The following is a 19,785-nucleotide window of genomic DNA, read 5'->3' as shown; positions in this document are numbered from 1 at the left end:
TTATTAATGAACAAGTTTTAGTTACTACAGCATGTTCTGGAGCTATAAAAGCTTCTTCTGTAGTTGACACAGCTTGTTCTATAGCAACGCACCATCAAAATATAGTCAGTCTATCTGGTCATTTATATACCTTTTACTCTACTCGTTGCAACTGCGCTACTCTGGGGTCAACAATTTTTTGCCCCAAGCTAGCAAATTTAATAGCTACAGACATCTTACTACCCGTTCCGAAGACATGAGTGATTTCACCAAGACCAAAAGTTTTATGTAATACTCGATCGCCTACTTGCCAATTTTGCTTTGTATCTTGTTTTCCATTGGGAGTAGAGGCACTTTTGGTATAACTTTGACGACTCAGGCGTTGAGTAGTTAGTAATTCTTCTGGCAATTCGTCGAGAAATTGCGATCGCACAGCAGGTTCACGAGAACCATACAAACGGCGTTCCCGCGCGTGTGATAAATACAACCTTTCTTGGGCGCGAGTAATCCCCACATAACACAAGCGGCGTTCCTCTTCCAAAGATGCCGGGTCACTTAGCGAACGGTAGCCGGGAAATAGCCCTTGTTCTAATCCCACCAAAAATACTACGGGAAATTCTAGCCCTTTAGAAGCGTGCAAAGTCATCAAAGAAACGGCTGTCTGTCCTTCTTTTAAGTTATCCAAATCGGAACTGAGGGCGGCGCTACTCAAAAAGTCTCGCAAGGAAATCTCTTCGTTTTCTTCTTGAAATTGCAGTGCGGCGTTATAAAGTTCCTGGACGTTTTGTACCCGATCTGTGGCTTCATCTGTGCCTTGATTCATCAAGTCTTGAACGTAACCAGAGTCTTCTAATATTCCTTGTAAAACCTCAGTCACGGGAAGCGTAGCAACTTGTCCTTGCCAACGGCTAATCATTGCGGCAAAGCTATTTACAGCTTTTGTTGCCCGTCCAGCTAACGTATTAACTGATGTTTCATCGCTGAGTATTTCCCACAAGGTTATCCCTAATTGCTGAGAAGCGTTCATCAAAGCATCAATAGTGGTTTTGCCAATTCCCCGCCGGGGAGTATTAATAACTCGTAATAAACTGACTGTATCAGCTGGATTATTTATCGCTCTTAAATAAGCGACGACATCTTTAATTTCTTTGCGATCGTAAAATCTCATTCCCCCCACAACTGTGTAAGGAATTTGATATTTCACCAGCAATTCTTCAAAAGGACGAGATTGGGCGTTTGTCCGATAAAGTATGGCAAAACTACCCCAGTTCAATTCTGGATTTTGCTGTTCTAAAGTGCTAATTTGATTAATTACAAATGCCGCTTCTGCCAGTTCTTCATCAGCTTTGTGACAAGTAATCTGCTCACCCGATCCCCGCGTCGCTTTCAGGACTTTATCAATCCGTTGGGTGTTATTTTCAATTAGTTCATTAGCCGCTTGCAGAATGTTTTCACAAGAACGATAGTTTTCTTCCAGCTTAACCATCGTTCGGGTATCATCATCTACCAAACCATCGCCAAAGTCTTCCTGAAATCCTAGCAAGATGGTGAAATCTGCCATCCGAAAGCTGTAAATTGATTGATCTGCATCGCCGACAACAAAAACTGAGCGATTTTCCCATTGCCATTCGCTCTTTTTGGTTTCGCCATTAGTAACTAATAAATTAATAAGTTGATACTGAGTACGGTTAGTATCCTGATATTCATCTACGAGAATATGGCGAAACTTGCGGTGCCAGTAACCCAAAACTTGCTCGTTTTGTTGAAATAATCTCGTAGGTACAAGAATTAGATCGTCAAAGTCGAGAGCGTTGTTTTGTGCTAATTTATCTTGATATAAATTGTAAACTTGGGCAATTACTCGTCCGCGATAATTTGGTTGGTCGTGCTCAAATTCTTGGGGTGATAAACCTTGGTTTTTAGCGTTACTAATAGCGTAACGAACAGAGCGGGCGTCAAACTTCTTATCGTCTAAATTTAGCTCTTTATTAACGATTTCTTTGATTAGACTTATTACATCTGATTCATCAAAGATAGAGAAATTACGATTCCACTGGCGTCCTTTTTCGTCTACGTATTTTTCAATATCAAAGCGGAGAATGCGAGAAAATAGACTATGGAAAGTGCCACACCATAAGTCTTTGATAGTATCTTTGTAAACTTGCGATCGCAATTGTGTTTGTTGATATTCTGTCAACAAATCCAACCGCTGTCCGTGTTGTTTCATCGCCAGTTGTTCTGCAAACAGCCGTTGAATCCGGTCTTTCATCTCCCGCGCAGCTTTATTGGTAAAAGTAACCGCCAGAATATTTTCTGGATCAACACGGTGTTTCAGAATCAGATTTGCAATGCGATAAGTCAGCGCTCGTGTTTTACCGGAACCTGCGCCAGCAACAACTAGCAACGGGCCGCAGTAATGTTCGACAGCTTGGCGTTGGCTGGGGTTAAGGTGACTGAGAAAGTCGATGGTTGTTGTCATGGATGTGAAAAAGCGATGTCTAAGGGCGGGCTACGCCTACGCCTGGCGTCACATCAATAGAGAGTTGCTATTGCCCAGGTTACAACATCTTAACGAAACTTGGTCAACAAAGATTGTGTGGCAATATTCTTAACCAGAATGGTACTCTATCATGATTTATGTAGAAGCAAGAAAAAGCTATGCTCTCAGTCAAAGGCACATTCCAAAACGGTGTGGTTCATCCTAACGAACCAATTGAAGGGCATGAGGGACAGTCAGTTATAATCGTGTTTGTCGAAGAAAACCCTACACCTGGGCCAGCAACACCAGAAGACTCAGATTGGGATAAACTGAGGCAGTTGATTAAAAACTGTGCAGTTGATACAGATATTGGCGACTTGGCACACCAGCATGACCATTATCTCTATGGAATGCCAAAGCGAGAATCATAACCTTGACGAAAGTTTTTGTAGACACTGCTGCCTGGATTGCCCTTCTTAATGTTAGGGATAATCTTCATCACCAGGCAAATCAGGTAATGGATAGACTTTTGCGCTTAGAAACACCTTTGGTGACAACAGAGTTTGTACTATTGGAGGTTGCAGATGCTCTGTGTACACCAGTCAGCCGTGTTCAGACAGTTGCTTTCATCAACAGTTTGCGACTTTTAAAAAGTGTGCAAATCATCCCTTTTGACCAAAAATTGTTGGATAAAGGTTGGATGTTATATAGCCAGCGTCCCGATAAAGATTGGGGGTTAACTGACTGTATTAGCTTTGCGGTGATGACACAAGAGGAGATTACTCAAGCCTTTACATCTGACCGTCATTTTCAGCAAGCGGGGTTTACCAAACTGTTGTAAATCAAAAAATACTGGGATTTAGACAAGATTTGTGTCGTGGTGGCAATTCATAAATTGCCCCGACAATACGTTAATTTTTCTACGTAGATAGGTTAGCCACGAGTTATTCCTGCACGTTCTGTCGTAAAATCAGCGACGGGGAATCAAATATCATAAAAATACTGGGCAAGCTCTCACTTGTTCTGTTGTTAACAGAGCTTCACAGCTATTTTCAGTTAATTTAACTACGGATTTTCGTAGGGACACCGCAATGTTCCCTAGCCCGTGGTTTATTGAAGTGAAAAACGCTGTAATACCTAACCAAGAGTCTTGTCACCAATCGGACTATTCACTCCTTGAGTACCCAATTGACATAGGGTAGCAATACACGATACATCATGATTCAACCGTTAAATTTTTAAAGATGAAAAATTTCTTTAATTTCAGGTTTAACCAATACAAGGAGGAGTGGATATGGATGTTAGCTTAATTGTATCCAACATTTTGAATCCGCCAATCCTGTTTTTCTTTTTAGGCATGACTGCTGTTTTTGTCAAGTCCGATCTGGAAATTCCCGCACCAATGCCCAAACTCTTTTCGCTGTACCTACTGTTTGCCATTGGTTTTAAGGGAGGGGTAGAACTAATCAAAAGTGGCATCACTCAGGAAGTAGTTCTAACACTCGTGGCAGCAATGATGATGGCTTGCCTTGTTCCAATTTACACCTTTTTTATTTTAAGGTTGAAACTGGATACTTACGATGCTGCTGCGATCGCAGCAACCTACGGCTCTATTAGTGCCGTCACTTTCATCACGGCTAGTGCTTTTTTAACTGAGCTTGGTATTACTTTTGATGGTTACATGGTGGCAGCTCTTGCGCTCATGGAATCCCCAGCGATTATAGTTGGTCTAATTTTGGTGAATATATTCACCGCCGATGGAAAGCGGGACTTTTCGTGGCCGGAAGTTTTGCAAGAAGCATTTCTTAATAGTTCAGTTTTTCTCCTAGTCGGTAGTCTATTAATAGGTGTCTTGACAGGAGAACGCGGTTGGCACGTATTAGAACCCTTTACTCAAGGGTTGTTTTATGGCGTTCTCACCTTCTTTTTACTCGACATGGGACTAGTCGCTGCCAGAAGAATTAAAGACTTGCAAAAAACCGGAGTTTTCCTAATTTTATTTGCCATACTAATTCCAATACTCAATGCAGGCATTGGGTTGGTGATTGCCAAATTGATCGGTATGCCTCGCGGAGATGCGCTGTTATTCGCTGTATTGTGTGCCAGTGCTTCTTACATTGCTGTCCCAGCGGCGATGCGGATGACTGTACCAGAAGCAAATCCCAGCCTCTATGTTTCCACCGCTCTAGCAGTGACATTTCCATTCAATATTATTGTGGGAATTCCGTTATATCTCTACGGAATTAACCTATTTTGGAGGTAAGAATATGCACGTAGTTAAAAAGATAGAAATTATCGCCAACTCCTTTGAGCTTGCCAAAATTTTAGATAAATTAGACAAGTCGGGTGTACATAACCATGCCATAATCCGAAATGTTGCTGGTAAAGGATTACGAGGAACGACAGAAGATTTAGACATGACCATGCTTGATAATGTTTACATCCTCGCGTTTTGTATGCCAGAACAACTCAAGCCTGTTGTCGAAAATATCAAACCACTCCTTAATAAGTTCGGAGGTACTTGCTACGTTTCCGATGTGATGGAGATTCGCTCTGTCAGATGTGTTGCGTCGATGTAGGAGAGTGATAAATTCAATGAAGCATTTCATGGAACGTCGTGACTTTTTGAAGTTAGGAATGACTGGGGCATTTGGAATAATGCTATCTGCCAGCGATTTCCTCTGGCAAGTTGAACAGGCGAAAGCTGCCGAAATCCCCTCAACTTCTCCTGAATCCCTCAGTCCCGATGCAGCCTTACAAAAGCTGATAGAGGGAAATCAGCGGTTTCTTGATCATCATCCCCAATACCCGGATCAATCTGCGCTGCGGTTGCAGGAAGTTGCTCAAGCTCAACATCCATTTGCAACTATTCTTAGTTGTGCGGATTCACGAGTACCCGCAGAAATTGTTTTCGATCAAGGCATTGGGGACATCTTTGATGTTCGGATTGCCGGAAATATTGCTACACATGAAGCGATTGGCAGTATTGAATATGCGGTTGTCTTGTTAGGTTCTCCACTGCTGATGGTGATGGGTCATGAGCGTTGTGGGGCTGTAACTGCCGCTGTACAAAACGAATCGTTGCTTGGTGATATTAGTACTTTTGTTAAGGCAATTAAGCCAGCAGTGGAAAAGGTCAAGGGTCAGCCGGGTGATGCAGTTGAAAATGCTGTGGTGGCAAATGTGCAATATCAAATTGAACGATTGAAGCACTCAAAGCTTTTAACTAAGCAGGTGGAGTCAGGCAAATTGAAAATTGTCGGGGGTCGTTACGATTTAGATACAGGTAGGGTGACTATTATCACTTAATTCGGCAGAGGATTCTTAGATCAGGGGGAGCAGGGGAGCAGAGGAGACAAGGAGACAAGGGGACTTACAGCTATTTTCAGGTAAATAGACCACGCGGTAGGGGCACAGCATTGCTCATTGGTGTCAACTTAAGCTGAAACCCTTTTCAAACCTCGTTTCCAGCCTCTTGCTGGAAATGCACATCATTGCGGCTCTGCCGCAAGTCTAGAGGCGGAGCCTCTAGGACGGCATTCCCAGTCGGAGCAGGGGAACGAGACAACGAGACAATCTCTCAAAGCTATGTCTAGACTGGTTTTTACGTTAAGTTGACACCAATGAGCATTGCTGTGCCCTTACGACAGATGTGGTTCAAATACATGAAAATTGCTGTAATCTGAGTATTACAACAATGCATCGTGCGGTCGAAAAATTACGCTTACGTCTAAAAAAAAAGTCTTTATGCTAGAGAGCAAGATACCCCGCGAGTGCAAGAGTTAAGGCATGATTATCGCCGAACTTTAGATAAGATTGATGTCCGAAACCTCATATTTGTCGATGAAGCGGGATTAAATTTATCAATCGCTGCGCGGGTTGTTCGCCAGAGCAGTAGATGGTGAACGAGCGGTTGGTAGTATACCTGGAAGCAAGGGCGGAAACGTTTCTTTAGTTGGTGCTTTAAACCTTGATGGACTGATTGCAGCAATGACTGTGCTAGGAAGTATAAATACTGAAGTATTTCTCACTTATGTCACTCAAGTCTTAGCACCTCAGTTGTGGAAAGGGGCCATTGTCGTCATGGATAACCTGAAAGTTCATCACGCCGAACGTGTAAGGGTTGCAATTGAGTCCGTCGGTGCAAAAGTCAAGTTTTTGCCCCCTTACTCTCCAGATTTATCTCCTATAGAACTGTGTTGGTCGAAACTGAAGCAATTTCTCCGTTCTTGTGAGGCACGCACCACCGAATCACTCGACCAAGCAATGGCTGTTGCTGTCAATTACATTACCGAAGATGATGCCTTCAGTTGGTTTAATCACTGTGGTCTATTTACCTGAAAATTGCTGTAATCCTACACAGTCATTGGCAGACGAATAGTGAAAGTAGAACCAATTCCTGGCTGACTTTTGACAATAATTTCACCACCCATCATCTGGCAAAAGTGGCGGCTAATTGCCAACCCCAGTCCCGTACCTCCATACTTTTTCGTAGTTGAGGTATCACCTTGTGTAAAAGGTTGAAATAACTGCTGCTGTTGATGGTTAGACATACCGATACCTGTGTCGGTAACGGTGAAAATAATGCTGCCCAAAGGAGCCTCCAGTCGAAATTCATCCTTTTCTCTGTAGACTGTCAGCGTCACCTTGCCGTTTGTAGTAAATTTACTGGCGTTGCTGAGTAAGTTTAACAAAACCTGCCGCATCCTAGTTTGATCGGCGTACATGGTGCCAAGTTGCTCATCAAAATCTACTTCTAAAACATTGGCATTTTTTTCTATAGCTGGTTTGACTGTGAGGACAACGTTATGAATCAGCGTTGCAATCTCGAATGTCTCAGGATACAGGGTCATTTTCCCCGCTTCAATTTTTGACAAGTCGAGGATTTCGTTAATCAAGTGCAGTAGATGCTTACCAGCAGCGTTAATTGTTTCTAAATCTGTGATAAAATCTGCCGATAAACCAAGATCGGTAGCGTCGTCTTCTAGTAGTTGGCTTAAGCCAATGACAGCATTTAATGGTGTGCGTAATTCGTGGCTGACATTGGCCAAAAATACGCTTTTTGCTTTGCTAGCAGCTTCGGCTAATTCTTTAGCTTGTTGTAGTTCTTTTGTTCGCTCAGATACGCGCTCAATCAGACGATTTAGAGATTTGGCGAGTAAGCCAATTTCATCTTCAGTGGTGACGGGCGCTCTCAAATCGAAATTATGTTTCCTTGCAACTTGTTCAGCTACTTGGGTTACAGTGATAACTGGTTCAGCGATCGCTCGACTGGTACGCCAAGCTACAATAGCTGCGATCACTACCGAAACTAGCATACTCACAATCACGATAAATCGCTCAACTATTCTCGCCTGCTCAACGGCTTTTTGCCTTTCTTGCTCTTGATCTTCAGCAGTTTGCAGAATGTTAGTCAAGTTTTGAGAAAGCTGGTCTAGCCGCATGGCTGTTTCACCACGCATTATTGTTAATAACTGCGATCGGGCAGAGGAAATCTTCTGAGGCTGTACTTTTGGGGAGTCAATTTTCTGTAAGACGACCTCGATTTGGTCAACGTAGGCTTTTAAATTAGTCTTATAATCCAGCAATAACGTCTGTAAAGTCGAACTTGTTGCTGCTAGTCTTTTAGGTTTAGTATCGAGAAATCCGCCAATTTTTGACTCTAGTTGCTTGGCTTTTTCAACATTCTTCAGAAAATCAGCTTTTTTGCTTTGCAGTTGTTGTGAATTTTCTAATACAGCAACTAGGTTAGAACTATGTAATTGCGCCCCTACTACTGCATCTTTATAATTACTCAGTAGTTGTCCTTGTTCATAAGCTTGATTGAATTGTCTAACTTCCCTTCCCCGGTAGTAATTAGCAATCACCAACCCAGTCAGTGAGCCAAAAAAGCCAATTCCAATAGCTACAAAGTACCCATAGCCAATTTTTTGATGGATACGCCAAGAACTAGCTTTGAGTTTCCCTCGTGAAGGAAATTCTATAGTTGGGAGTTCGTCTGTCGATGGCTCTTCGGCTGACACTTTTTTGCTTTCTGAACTGCTGTAGATAGGGGTTGGCTTTTGAGTTGGCATTTCTCAAACCTCCTTGCCTTCCCGCAAAAATAATCAAATTAGTCTAGATTGTCAAAATACTTTAATTTAGTCATTAACATCTACATTATCTTCTTTTATCGCAAGAGCAAATCATTGCTTGCTAGATAATTAGCATCACTTAGATTATATAAGTAAATTTTACAACAAAATTAATAAGTATAATTACTAAATTTAATATAATTCACTTTTTTTAGGAGCAACGATATAGTTTCCTGCACTAAAGACCCGCCTGAGAGCTTTTTCTCCTTACTACACTACTTTCTACAGTATGCAGTTGATAGCAAGCAATGAGTTCTTGCGATCGCTTACGCCACTGCTCTACCTTACTGCTTCTCTATAAAATTAATACAATCAGGAAAAAAACAAAAGGTTTGATACTTGTTGGGGATGGGGCATTGGATATTGGGCATTGATTATTTTTCCCTCATCCAGGCAGACATATCATAAAATAGGTTAAAAGTCTAGTCTATATGAACACACAAAAATTTTTATTACGTATTAAAATCAATACGAATGCCTTAATTGACGAACGCGGCTTAAGATAGCTTTAATATCAGATAAAATCGGCTTCTAGGCTTATATAAATGAGAAGTGGATTGATTTTTGCATGATTTGTACTTAGATTTAGTACGATTATGAGCAAATGAGACGGAATCGGATAATCACAACCTGAGGATTCCAGTTGATTCCAAAAATAGAACTCAGGAAGTTGATTATAATACATCCTGCTGCCTTCTGAGTTCTATCCTCCTACTGACTGTCTACCTTGTAGTTGATGCAGTAGATAGTACCGGGCAACTATGGTTATAGGACACTAAAATCTTTTTGTGCCTTTCACCAAATTGTACTGATGCACAAGTACATTACCTAATCAACAACCTTTTGGTTGTAATTATCCAGGATTAGAAAAACTCAACTGTCAAATTAATAGGAGTGAAAATGCCAGAACAAGAATTTACCGAAACCGCATCTAAAGAGACTACAGTGGCAGAGATCAACAACCAAACGGGAACCATCACCAAACTCCAGCCTCCGGCACAGTCTCAAGACGAATGGCTAAAATACGGGGAGCAAATTTCTACCTTTTTAGCAACATTACCAGATTATCTGGGGAGCTTCTTTAATCAATATAAGCAACCCCTGGTAACAGTTGGTTTAATTGTAGGATCAATTGTTGCCGTTAAAGTACTCTTGGCAATATTAGATGCTTTGAATGATATCCCTTTGGTAGCACCTACTTTTGAGTTGATTGGTATTGGTTACTCTGCCTGGTTTGTTTACCGCTATTTACTCAAAGCCTCAACCAGGAAAGAGTTAACTAGTGAAATCACCACTCTTAAATCACAAGTTGTCGGTAAACAAATTCCAGAAGCTTAATATCTAATTATCGCTTCTCTACGAGACGCTACGCGTAGCTTGCTCCTATGTAGAAGTACGCTCTAATTCCAAATCACCGAAGTCTGAATGCCGGAAGTCGGCGTTCAGACTTCTTTCAAAATGCCTACGAAGTGTTAGTAAAGTTTGTATAGAATTCGCTCCTTTGACCCTGCGTTGAATTACGAATTACGAATTAGTAATTATTGTTGAGGCGAACCTCCGGTGGGCAATTTAACTTTTGGGTTCGGTTTTGAGGTCTGTGGAAGTTCTGGAGATATTTTAGGCGATACCTGCGGCGGACTACCCCTACGCACTATATTAGGAGATGTAATTGCCTCCAGTTTGCCCCGTTTTACTAAAGCTTGATGAATCATCGCCGCCACTTGTGCCCGACTAGCTACTTTGTTGGGATCGAGGACTTGGGGATTTGGGTAGTTAACTACCAGACCATTGGTTGTAGCAGCGGCGATTTTACCGATAGCATAAGGCGGAATATCTTTAGCATCTTTATAGACACTGATAATCTGATTTGGGGAAGTGGGTGCTTTCAAATTCAACCCACTGACAAGGGCAACTAAAACTTGCACTCGTGAAATATTTTGTTGTGGTTTGAAGGTTTTTTTCGGGTAGCCTTTGAGAAATCCGGCACTGATGGCTTGGTCAATTGCTGAAGTTGCCCAGAATTTTGTTGGTACATCTTGAAATGCGATCGCAGTCTTAGACGGTTCTTGGTCAAAGGCTTTTTCTAGTATGGCAGCAAATTCGGCGCGGTTTACAGGCTGATTTGGTCTAAAAGAATAATCAGGAAATCCTTTGAGAATCCCACGGGCGGAAAGAACGTCTATAAAACGCCGACTCCAAAAGTTATCGGGCACATCGTTAAATGCAATTGGCGGCGGAATGATTGATTTTGGTTTTGCCGGAGTTACTAAAGGCAACGCTGATGATTTGAGTGATGACTCAAGTTCTGTTGGAGAGGATACAGGTGTTTGTGGTTGTGGGGATTGAGTTGGGATTACCAGAATAGATGGTAACATTGCGCGGTAAGGAGTTGCGCTGTTAGTTGGGAATGAACGTATTGTGGGTTCAACAACAGCTTCAGGTGGAGAATAGGGCAAAACGTTGTTGGGGACTGCATAAGGTTCTACCTTGACAGTAGGAGAGGGCAATACTGGATTTGGTCGAACACTAGGAGATGGAGTGGAAGAAGGCAACAGCAGCCCGTTTAAGTTCCAACTAGAATCCCTGCGGGACAATGACCAAAAAAGAATCGCTCCGATAGTGGCGAAGGCAACCAGAATGGCTATAAATTCATCAAAGCCAAGGGCGGTTTTTTGAGATGACTCCGGTTCGGAAGGAGGTCTATTTGTCATCGTGATTACCCTGATAGCAGTAAAAATTTGTGTCTAAACAAATTAAGCCACAGATGACTCTTTTACACCAGCCCTTTTTTAATTCGCAATTCGAGTAGGATATCAGATTTCTGGTTCAACGCCTAGCGATCGCGATTGGGCAGCTAGGCGATCGGCTCTTTGGGATTCCTGTTCTGCTCTTTGGGATTCCTGTTCTGCTCTTTGACATTCCTGTTCGGCTCTTTGGGATTCCTGTTCGGCTCTTTCATCGCCATTCAACAACAAATTACCTTGTAAATCCCACCAACGCAGCCAGGGTAATTCCACATTCTGATAAACTCCTACCCATAAACCTAATTCAACTTCTAACGGGCCTATGGGATAATGTCCTCGTTCATTTGCTGGTAAAACCTGATACTGTCCTTCAATCAGATGATAAACTTCTAGGCTGGCTTTACTCACTTCATAAATACCGTAGAAGGGAGGACGAATGACTTGCTCATAAATCCAAAATTTCCCCTTCAAAGGAGTTTTATCTCGTTCTTCATTACCGTCCCCAGAGACAAATTCTAAGACAATCAACGGAGCAATAAACTCTCGCCACAACACATAAGAACGTCGAGTTTGTCCATTCAGCAAAAACGGTACATTCGGTACATAAAACCAATCTGGTGCTTCTGCGCCTTTTTCAGGGGGATCGGTCAAGCGCCAGTAAATGCCTAAGTCCTGCCCTATACAGTATTCACCTTCAGGATTTAATTGCTTGAGGATGGGTGTAATTGAGTCAGTTAGTAAAATGCTTTCTTTGGGGATGTTCTTGCCAGTTCTTGCCTTCGGCACGCTCCGCGAACACAAAAGTACCATCGGACTCAGGAAGCTGAGTATGATCGGGGAAGGGGAAAAGAGTGAGGGCGTTGGGTGGATTGCTTACAGAGGTCATAACGCTACCTTTGCACGCTTCGTAAAGATTATTTTTAGTTTAGCTTGCGATCGCTTTCTAAATATTCTCCACCCAGATTATAAATTGCACGCCAATTACTTCCAGTCGCCTGAGAAGGATTTTCAGCTTGATAGACCACTAGTTTTATTAGATACCTAAACTAAAACCGGATTTTGAGGGTGGCAGAATGTAAAATATTAACTTATTGTTTACCTGTCTTTGAAAAAATCAGGGTGTCTAGTGCCAGAAGAATTCAGTTGCCAAATCTCACCGCCATTTTTATCTAAGGGTAGCGATCGCGATCTTGGTTTAGATTCAACCCTCCAAGAACTACCAATGTATAACTTCCCGGTGGAAATCAGCCACACTGGTATGGAAGTGGCTAGTTTTTTGGAAAAATACCCCTTGCTACCAGGAGTAATTTTGGTAGAACAGGGACAGTTTATTGGGATGATTTCGCGGCGGCGACTACTGGAATTTTTGATTCGTCCATTTGGACAAGAGTTATTTGTTCAGCAACCATTAGCTGTTCTTTACAGCTATGTGCGGACATCGATGTTGATTGTTACTGATACAACATCGATTTTAACAACAATGCAACTTAGCTTAAAGCGATCGCCAGAATTATTAGCAGAACCAATTGTCGTACAAACTGAATCTGGTGCTTATAGATTGTTAGATGTCCAAGAATTGAATATTATTTCTTGGCAAATTCGGGGAATCGACAATCTGATCCGATATGAACGCAGTCAAGCCCAAATGATTCAAAATGATAAAATGGCAAATTTAGGGCGTTTGGTAGACGGCGTAGCCCACGAAATTTTAGACCCAGTGGGTTTTATTTGGGGTAACATCATTTATGTTTCAAATTACAGTCAAGATTTACTCAAACTCATAGCGGCTTACGATCAAGAGTTACCATCAGTTTCTCAGGCAATTAATCAGATTAAAGAAGAGATTGAGTTTGATTTTTTAGAGCAAGATCTGTCGCGATCGCTTGCTAGTATTCGCACGGGTGCGGAAAGATTAAAAAAACTCGTTACTAGCTTGCAAAATTTTTGTCATATTGATGAACTTTTTCCCAAGCCAGTAGATTTGCACGCCTGTATAGATAGCATCATTTTATTAATTAATAGTCGTCTTCAAGGAGAAATTGAAATCGTCAAATACTACGGTCAATTACCCCCAGTGTATTGCTTTATGGGGCAATTAAACCAGGTTTTGATGAATATTTTAAGTGAAGTTGTGGATACTTTACTCAATGAAGCAGTGCGACAGCAGTTACATTTAGAAGAGACAAAGACTGTTCAAAAACCCCGAATTGAGATTACCACAGAAGTTATATCACAAGAAGCAAGCAACCCAGATGCACCAGATTCTCGCTGGGTTTTAATTCGCATTGCTGACAATGGCTCTGGAATGTCTGAAGAATTACAACAGCAAATTATGGAGTCTTTTTCTCTGGAAACAAAGAATGGTAAAAATACTAGTTTAGCGGTAAGTTATCGAATTATCACCGTCAGACATGGCGGGAAATTGAATTTTCATTCACAGATTGATATAGGTACAAAATTTGAAATATTGTTACCTCTCGTGTAAGAAGATATATTGAGGAAAATGACCCATATATTAACAATTTTTTCAAATAAATAATTGCTCAAATACTGATTCTGAAATCAGCATGAGATCGTGTTGAAGTTAGTGTTTTATAACTTTAAGATACTTAGATAGTATTTAAGGTTTCCCACTCATCTAAAGAAACTTCAAACTCTCTCTTAACTTCTTCCATAGCTAACTTTTCTGTCTCAAAATAGCCAATTTCTGAAATTTCTCCCGCTTGTGATACATCGAAACGGTAAAAGCCAGAATCGGTTGTATATTGCACAATTCTAATTTCTTTAGGTGGATCTAAGTCTTTGTATATCCCATCTATACATATACGTCGATATATAGCTCCAGTAGATTTATGGTTTTGATTTAAGAAAACACGATGCTTGACAACAGGAAACCGTTGCTTAAATAATTCAAGGAGTTCAAAGAATACATCACATGCTTTTGCTTCGTCTCCAACTTCTCGGAGAATAATATTTTTCCATCCTGCTGTTGATTCGTACCATTTATAATATCGAGCTACCCAGTCGTTGAACTGTGTAAAAGGAGGTGTCTCTTCTCCATAAAAGATCCCATTTTCCCCCAGAGCAAAAGAATAGCCACCAATAAAGCCATCTAACGCAGTTAAGGAACGCTGTCCTAAATACATTGCTGGTCTTGGTCTAATCATTTCTAAAATCTCATAAAGATTTTTCATTTATACTGCCTATTTAGAAATCAATACGCAAGGTATTAATGACACAACCCCCTTTTGTAAGGAGGTTGAATTCACTAATTTTTAAGGAAGTTTAGGGAGAATGCAAGTCTAACCATCCATATCCGTTTCAGCCTCCAGTTCAATTCATCTGCAATAAATTTTCGCCACGTTGGTAAATTTCCCGTGCGTGATCAGTCCAAGCACCTTGTCCCCAATAACGAAAACAACTAGTTTGCAGCAAAAGATTATGTAGAAGAACATTACGGTATTGAGATTGTCTAGTAATCGGTTCTGCTGAGTCAGTTTGCAGTAAGGGATCGATCTTTTGATGAAATAAGCTGCTTAATTGATACATGGGAGACAACACATTTTCATATCCTTTTACCCAACTGATATGATTTGTCCATGAGGCTCCATCCAGATGAAAATTAGAGTTTGTTTGCTTTAATTCTTGAATGGCATTCTCTACAGCTTGTGGTTGAATATTATCTGGTGAAATGCGCTCCCAAATCTGATGTTGTCCCACTGGCTGACAAGTTGGATAATCTTCAGGTTTGCATCCAGCAGCTTCGATTAATTCTAAATATTCTGTACCACACATCCCAACTACACCTGATTTTCCTCCCCCATTATTTACCATATCCCCCCAAGCTTGTTTAAAAGCGCTAGGAAATTCATTCATCATCACGCCGCCATTTTCACCATCACCAATTTGGCTAACTATTGGTGGCACAAATACACTACCAATTTGTTGTTTGGATAATGTTTTCGCTTCATAATAAGGCTGCATCTGAGCAACTAATTTAGTATCGGAACCTTGGGTTTTAATTAAAGCTGTGATACTAATTGTTTCGCCTTGAGAATTACGGGCAATTAGACGATGTGGTAAATGTTTATTAGTGAGAGATTGACCAGTAAGAGTTTCTACAGAATGTTCTTGAACAAGTAACCAGCGATATCCACATTCTTTTAGCGCTTTCACAAATTCAAAGAGAGCATCAGGATGATTTGGTAGATGCATTTCTGGGGGCGAAAATCCTTTCACTCGCGCTAGTGCTTCCCAGCCAAAAATTGCCGCAAAGTGATGTTGCCATGCAACGATATGCAATTTAATATCTGCTATGGGTGTGGAAGGAATAACTGCATGGCCCCACATTGTACCCAGCCATTCTACATAAGGTTGGTAGGTGCGATCGCAAGTAATCCGTTTAAGGTTATCGAGAACATCACCGCGTCCCATTTGCCGCAGTCCCCACAGAAGATTACCAGAGTAATCCAACATCACACGCGGATTGCAACCTTGATTTACAAGTTCGGGGATCAAGTCACCCATGCGGCTGTAACAATGGGCAAAAGGATCTGCGTTGTGGTTATCCCCTTCGTTGGGATGTTCAAACATATATTGCAGATTGCTGATGAGTGTACCGCCATTTCCAGCAGGTATAGTTGGCTGGTGCATGTGTAAAGCGATCGCAAACACAGCATTTACGTCTTCTAAACGGATATTCGTTGTTGGTAAAAATACTGATTGCTCGTGGTTAACCACAGAGAGAACCTCTGTTTCCCAACCAGAAATATTCGGCAAGCCATCAATGATTTCGGGCAAAGGAGTCAGGGTTGTAGGGAAGGAAAGCATTTCTGATTGCTCCGAAACAAGGTATGTCTAATTATGCGATCCCACAGCAATTTCTGATCTACAACTTTATCTATTGATGCAAACTGCGATCGCCTTGTAGTCCCACAATATCTGTGTAATTCAACAGTTTGGATATCACACTTATATAAAAAATGTTGGAAAATATACAGCAATCCTATTTAATTTTGTTGCTATAGCTGTACATCTGTATGCCCCTACAGCCGATTCATTATGTTGCAAAGATTTTTGGAAATGGTATGATACAACTCGAAATTAAGAAATTCAGATTTCATCTGGGTTTCTGGGTTTGAATCTGTTTCCCTCTTTTAAATAAGCTGTAAAATCCACAGAAAGTATACACAGTAAATATTAGTATTTATCAAGATAAAATTTTCTATTGTATGCTTTACGCAAATTTAATTTTAGGAGGAGTCTAATGAAACTAAAGCAATTTGGAATTACATTTTTGAGTGTTTGTATTGCTGCTTTCTCGGGAATGAAAGCAGCAGAAGCGGCATCATTTTCAGTAATTGCCGACGATCTTAATAGTCCACGGGGTCTAACTTTTGGCCCTGACGGCAGTCTCTACGTCACAGAGGCAGGAACAGGCGGAAGTGGAGCTTGTGTTCCTTCACCGAGTGCCGCAGGTCAATCTTTATGTTATGGCACAACTGGTGCAGTGACAAAAATTGGAAATGGTACACAAGAGCGTATACTTACAGGACTTCCTTCTTTGGCATTACCAGATGGTACTGATACTGCTGGGCCTCATGATATCAAATTTGATGCTACTGGCAAGCCTTATATTGCAATTGGGTATGCTTCTGATCCCACATTTCGCGCTACATTAGGTAACACTGACTTAGGAAAAATCATCACTGCTAATTTCAATACAAATTCTTGGACTAGTGTGGCTGATTTAGCTAATTATGAACTTGCAAATAATCCCGATCGAGGCGATCTAATTAGCAATCCCTTCTCTCTTCTTTTAGATGGAAATAATATTGTTGCAGTTGATACTGGTGCTAATGAGTTACTCAGCGTAGGTATTGATGGAAGTAATTTAAAGGCGATCGCCACAATTCCCCGCCAGACATTAACTAATCCAGTTTTTCCCTCTGGCGCATCGTCATCGCCATTTGAAATCCAAGCAGTACCCACAAATATCGCCAAAGGCCCAGATGGCGCTTATTATATTAGTCAATTAACTGGTTTTCCTTTTCCAGAAGGTGAAGCAAAAATCTATCGAGTTGGTGCTGATGATAAACCAACAGTTTATACCGATGGCTTTACCCAACTTACTGACTTAGATTTTGATACTGAGGGTAATTTATATGCTTTGCAGTACGCTAATCAGTCCCTCTGGAAAGGTAATCTAGATGGTTCTGTAATTAAAATAGCCAGCGATGGAACTCGCACAACTATTCTTAGTGGCAATGGATTAGAGTCTCCTACTGCTTTGACTATTGGTGCTGATAATGCTATCTACGTGACAAACCGAGGCGATCGCCCAGGACAAGGACAAGTTATCAAAATAGAGAATCCCAAGTCTGTTCCTGAATCTACTTCTACTTTCAGCTTATTAGCATTTCTTGGCACTGTGAGCGTTACTTTGTTGCACAAGGGTAAAGCCAAACGACTGAAGATTTCGGGCAAGTTTGTTCAGGAGTGTTGAGTCAGCGATCGCGCTTGGCGTCTCCCCTTCTCTACGAGACGCTACGCGAAGGGATAAGTTTTTCAATCAGCCGTTGTCTGCTTGGTGCTGGCGGTGTCGCTATTCGTAAAATTAGCTCTAACAACCAAGGGGCGAGGCGTTGACACAACACGGCTAAATGACTTTGCCATCCGACTAAAATTTCTGATGAATCATTTTGCATTCCGGTGACGAGGGCTTTAGCCACTTGCTGGGGAGTCATGGGGATCACCCAGCGAAATAATTTTAAGTCGCGCACCATGTCTGTGTCTGTCAGGGAAGGCAATAATGCAATGACGCGGATATTGTGTTCGGCTAGTTCTTGGCGCAAGGCTTGGGTAAATCCTAAGATGGCAAACTTGGTTGCTGAGTATGTCGCCATCGTTGGTGCTGCAACTTTCCCCATCAGGCTCGATACATTGACAATTGTCCCTTGTCTTTGGCTGGCCATGCGTCGAGCAATCAAACTAGTGAGGTTGTACATTCCTAACAAGTTCACAGAGAGTTCTTCTTGAACTTGGGGCATTTTTGATTGCAAAAATGAGCTTTGGTATGCGACTCCCGCACAATTAACCAGCAGGTGAATCTGTCCGTAATTGCGCCATAGTTGGGCAACAGCGATATTTACTTCAATTGTTTGAGTCAAATCTAAGGCCACGATCGCAGCTTCTGTACCCATAGCTTCGATTTCGTTGGCTACCTCCAATAACTTGCGGCGATCGCGTGCTACCAATATCATCCGTTTGATGCCTTGTTGCGCTAATTCGAGAGCGATCGCTCGTCCAATTCCACGCGAAGCCCCTGTAATTAGGGCAACTTTACCTTGAATCTCCATTAGTTCTATTCTCCAAAATTTAAGTCTTACCAAACTCTTCGTAATTGCCGATACACACAAGCAAGAGCTACTTGCTTGTCGGCACAAAGTAAGACAAATAATCAATCACAATTGAAATCAAATTGAAACTAAGCCTTTAGCAACAAGATATTTCTTGGTTAATCTGCAATCCCTCATAGTTGTCTATATGAGGCAGAAATTTCTCGTTTTGAACCCGTCAAAGCCTAACACACTTGGCTGAATGGGTATAGCTCATAGATTTTATTTCTCCTAGATCCGAGCGTTCATCAGCATCGCTTTCATACACACGTTAGCAATTAAATCAAGCTATTGCAATATTCTTTAATAAGGATTTCTTAATACTTCTTAACGACAAGTATATATATACAAAAGATTTTATTAAATAAGTTTTTATGAATCCCTCAGTATAAATATCTCATTTTCCTGACAAATAGCCCTGTTTTAGGAAATTGTGATATCTAATTCATGGTTTAGAAACAAAAAAGACATATAGCATTTTGGCTGATGGTTGCAATAGTTAGAAGTCTCAACTAACTCATATAATTGCAACAGTATATTTACTGTTTTATTGAAAATTAAGGTTGATGACTTTTATTTATTGAAAACAATCAAAAAAGGCTAGATATTTGTCTGAAATTATCTGTCAAAACTTTAGGATAAATAGTAATTTGTTTAGGTTTAGCTTTGAGTTCATCAAAGTAATGCTTGAGACTTGCCTCGTCTATAGCAAACTTCAATCATTCTCGAACAATAAGATCCCCGATTTATTAGAGAAGTCGGGGATCTGAACTGTAAGTCAATATGATTTCTAATTAATGATTCCGCCGAAAACTGCACTCCGTACATTTACGTAATTATTAATTATTACCCCACAGTTAAATCGACTTACTCGCAGCAAGGATGGATATCAATACTGCTCGGTTAAAAATATTCGTAGGTTGGGTTGAGCGTAAGCGTTACCCAAGAAAGCAAGCAAAATGTTGGGTTTCGTTCTTTAGCCCAGAGCAGGCATCGCACTTTTGATCTCAATGTCTGAGCCGTCCCCCCAAAGCATCGCTTGTGTGTAGACA

General features: G+C 41.2%; 15 protein-coding genes and 1 pseudogene. 9 read left to right on the top strand and 7 right to left on the bottom strand.

The window, feature by feature from the left end; translation table 11 throughout:
- Nucleotides 1–133: 133 nt before the first annotated feature.
- On the bottom strand, nucleotides 134–2,458 hold the full coding sequence (gene pcrA / locus HWQ40_RS04015; protein ID WP_292775102.1) for a DNA helicase PcrA: 2,325 nt from the start codon (nucleotides 2,456–2,458) through the stop codon (nucleotides 134–136).
- A 179-nt stretch (nucleotides 2,459–2,637) separates the two neighbouring features.
- Here pcrA and HWQ40_RS04010 point away from each other — a divergent pair, with 179 nt between their 5' ends.
- The 6 genes from HWQ40_RS04010 (at nucleotide 2,638) to HWQ40_RS03985 (ending at nucleotide 6,799) form a co-directional block, all read left to right on the top strand.
- Nucleotides 2,638–2,889, top strand: coding sequence for a hypothetical protein (locus HWQ40_RS04010; protein WP_292775101.1), 252 nt, complete (start codon nucleotides 2,638–2,640; stop codon nucleotides 2,887–2,889).
- Nucleotides 2,890–2,891: 2 nt separating this feature from the next.
- Nucleotides 2,892–3,299 (top strand): PIN domain-containing protein, encoded by a 408-nt coding sequence (locus HWQ40_RS04005; protein ID WP_292775100.1) that lies wholly within the window; start codon nucleotides 2,892–2,894, stop codon nucleotides 3,297–3,299.
- A gap of 453 nt (nucleotides 3,300–3,752) precedes the next feature.
- Nucleotides 3,753–4,721 carry a sodium-dependent bicarbonate transport family permease gene (locus HWQ40_RS04000; RefSeq protein WP_292775099.1) on the top strand — a complete coding sequence of 323 codons (969 nt, stop codon included), beginning with the start codon at nucleotides 3,753–3,755 and terminating at the stop codon, nucleotides 4,719–4,721.
- Nucleotides 4,722–4,725: 4 nt separating this feature from the next.
- Nucleotides 4,726–5,037: a P-II family nitrogen regulator gene (locus HWQ40_RS03995; protein WP_292775098.1), complete on the top strand. Its 312-nt coding sequence runs from the start codon at nucleotides 4,726–4,728 to the stop codon at nucleotides 5,035–5,037.
- A 28-nt stretch (nucleotides 5,038–5,065) separates the two neighbouring features.
- The gene (locus HWQ40_RS03990; protein WP_292775097.1) at nucleotides 5,066–5,767 is read left to right on the top strand and encodes a carbonic anhydrase; all 702 of its coding nucleotides are present in this window, start codon (nucleotides 5,066–5,068) and stop codon (nucleotides 5,765–5,767) included.
- A gap of 570 nt (nucleotides 5,768–6,337) precedes the next feature.
- A complete protein-coding gene (locus HWQ40_RS03985) occupies nucleotides 6,338–6,799 on the top strand; it encodes a transposase (protein ID WP_292775096.1) in 462 nt (153 codons plus the stop codon).
- 14 nt (nucleotides 6,800–6,813) lie between these two features.
- Here HWQ40_RS03985 and HWQ40_RS03980 read toward each other — a convergent pair whose 3' ends face one another.
- The gene (locus HWQ40_RS03980) at nucleotides 6,814–8,532 is read right to left on the bottom strand and encodes an ATP-binding protein (RefSeq protein WP_292775094.1); all 1,719 of its coding nucleotides are present in this window, start codon (nucleotides 8,530–8,532) and stop codon (nucleotides 6,814–6,816) included.
- 960 nt (nucleotides 8,533–9,492) lie between these two features.
- Here HWQ40_RS03980 and HWQ40_RS03975 point away from each other — a divergent pair.
- The gene (locus HWQ40_RS03975; RefSeq protein ID WP_292775093.1) at nucleotides 9,493–9,930 is read left to right on the top strand and encodes a CAAD domain-containing protein; all 438 of its coding nucleotides are present in this window, start codon (nucleotides 9,493–9,495) and stop codon (nucleotides 9,928–9,930) included.
- A gap of 200 nt (nucleotides 9,931–10,130) precedes the next feature.
- On the opposite strand, the gene HWQ40_RS03970 is transcribed toward HWQ40_RS03975, so the two are convergent.
- Nucleotides 10,131–11,303, bottom strand: coding sequence for an S-layer homology domain-containing protein (locus HWQ40_RS03970; RefSeq protein WP_292775092.1), 1,173 nt, complete (start codon nucleotides 11,301–11,303; stop codon nucleotides 10,131–10,133).
- 102 nt (nucleotides 11,304–11,405) lie between these two features.
- A pseudogene (locus tag HWQ40_RS03965) lies at nucleotides 11,406–12,222 on the bottom strand (Uma2 family endonuclease).
- Nucleotides 12,223–12,462: 240 nt separating this feature from the next.
- Between HWQ40_RS03965 and HWQ40_RS03960 the strand changes: the two are divergent.
- Nucleotides 12,463–13,821 (top strand): ATP-binding protein, encoded by a 1,359-nt coding sequence (locus HWQ40_RS03960; protein WP_292775091.1) that lies wholly within the window; start codon nucleotides 12,463–12,465, stop codon nucleotides 13,819–13,821.
- Nucleotides 13,822–13,945: 124 nt separating this feature from the next.
- Here the strand turns inward: HWQ40_RS03960 and HWQ40_RS03955 are convergent, their stop codons facing one another.
- Together HWQ40_RS03955 and HWQ40_RS03950 are read right to left on the bottom strand one after the other, a co-directional pair.
- Nucleotides 13,946–14,530, bottom strand: coding sequence for a hypothetical protein (locus HWQ40_RS03955; protein WP_292775089.1), 585 nt, complete (start codon nucleotides 14,528–14,530; stop codon nucleotides 13,946–13,948).
- A 139-nt stretch (nucleotides 14,531–14,669) separates the two neighbouring features.
- A complete protein-coding gene (locus tag HWQ40_RS03950; protein WP_292775088.1) occupies nucleotides 14,670–16,166 on the bottom strand; it encodes a glycosyl hydrolase family 57 in 1,497 nt (498 codons plus the stop codon).
- 436 nt (nucleotides 16,167–16,602) lie between these two features.
- On the opposite strand from HWQ40_RS03950, the gene HWQ40_RS03945 reads away from it, so the two are divergent.
- Entirely contained in the window at nucleotides 16,603–17,841 is a 1,239-nt protein-coding gene (locus HWQ40_RS03945) for a ScyD/ScyE family protein (protein WP_292775086.1), read from the top strand.
- Between the two features lie 31 nt (nucleotides 17,842–17,872).
- On the opposite strand, the gene HWQ40_RS03940 is transcribed toward HWQ40_RS03945, so the two are convergent.
- A complete protein-coding gene (locus tag HWQ40_RS03940; RefSeq protein WP_292775084.1) occupies nucleotides 17,873–18,694 on the bottom strand; it encodes an SDR family NAD(P)-dependent oxidoreductase in 822 nt (273 codons plus the stop codon).
- Nucleotides 18,695–19,785 lie beyond the last annotated feature (1,091 nt).

It is taken from the genome of Nostoc sp. NMS9 (assembly GCF_017114995.1).
In the GTDB taxonomy this organism is placed as follows: Bacteria; Cyanobacteriota; Cyanobacteriia; order Cyanobacteriales; family Nostocaceae; genus Nostoc.
This window is presented reverse-complemented; position numbering and strand designations above follow the sequence as displayed.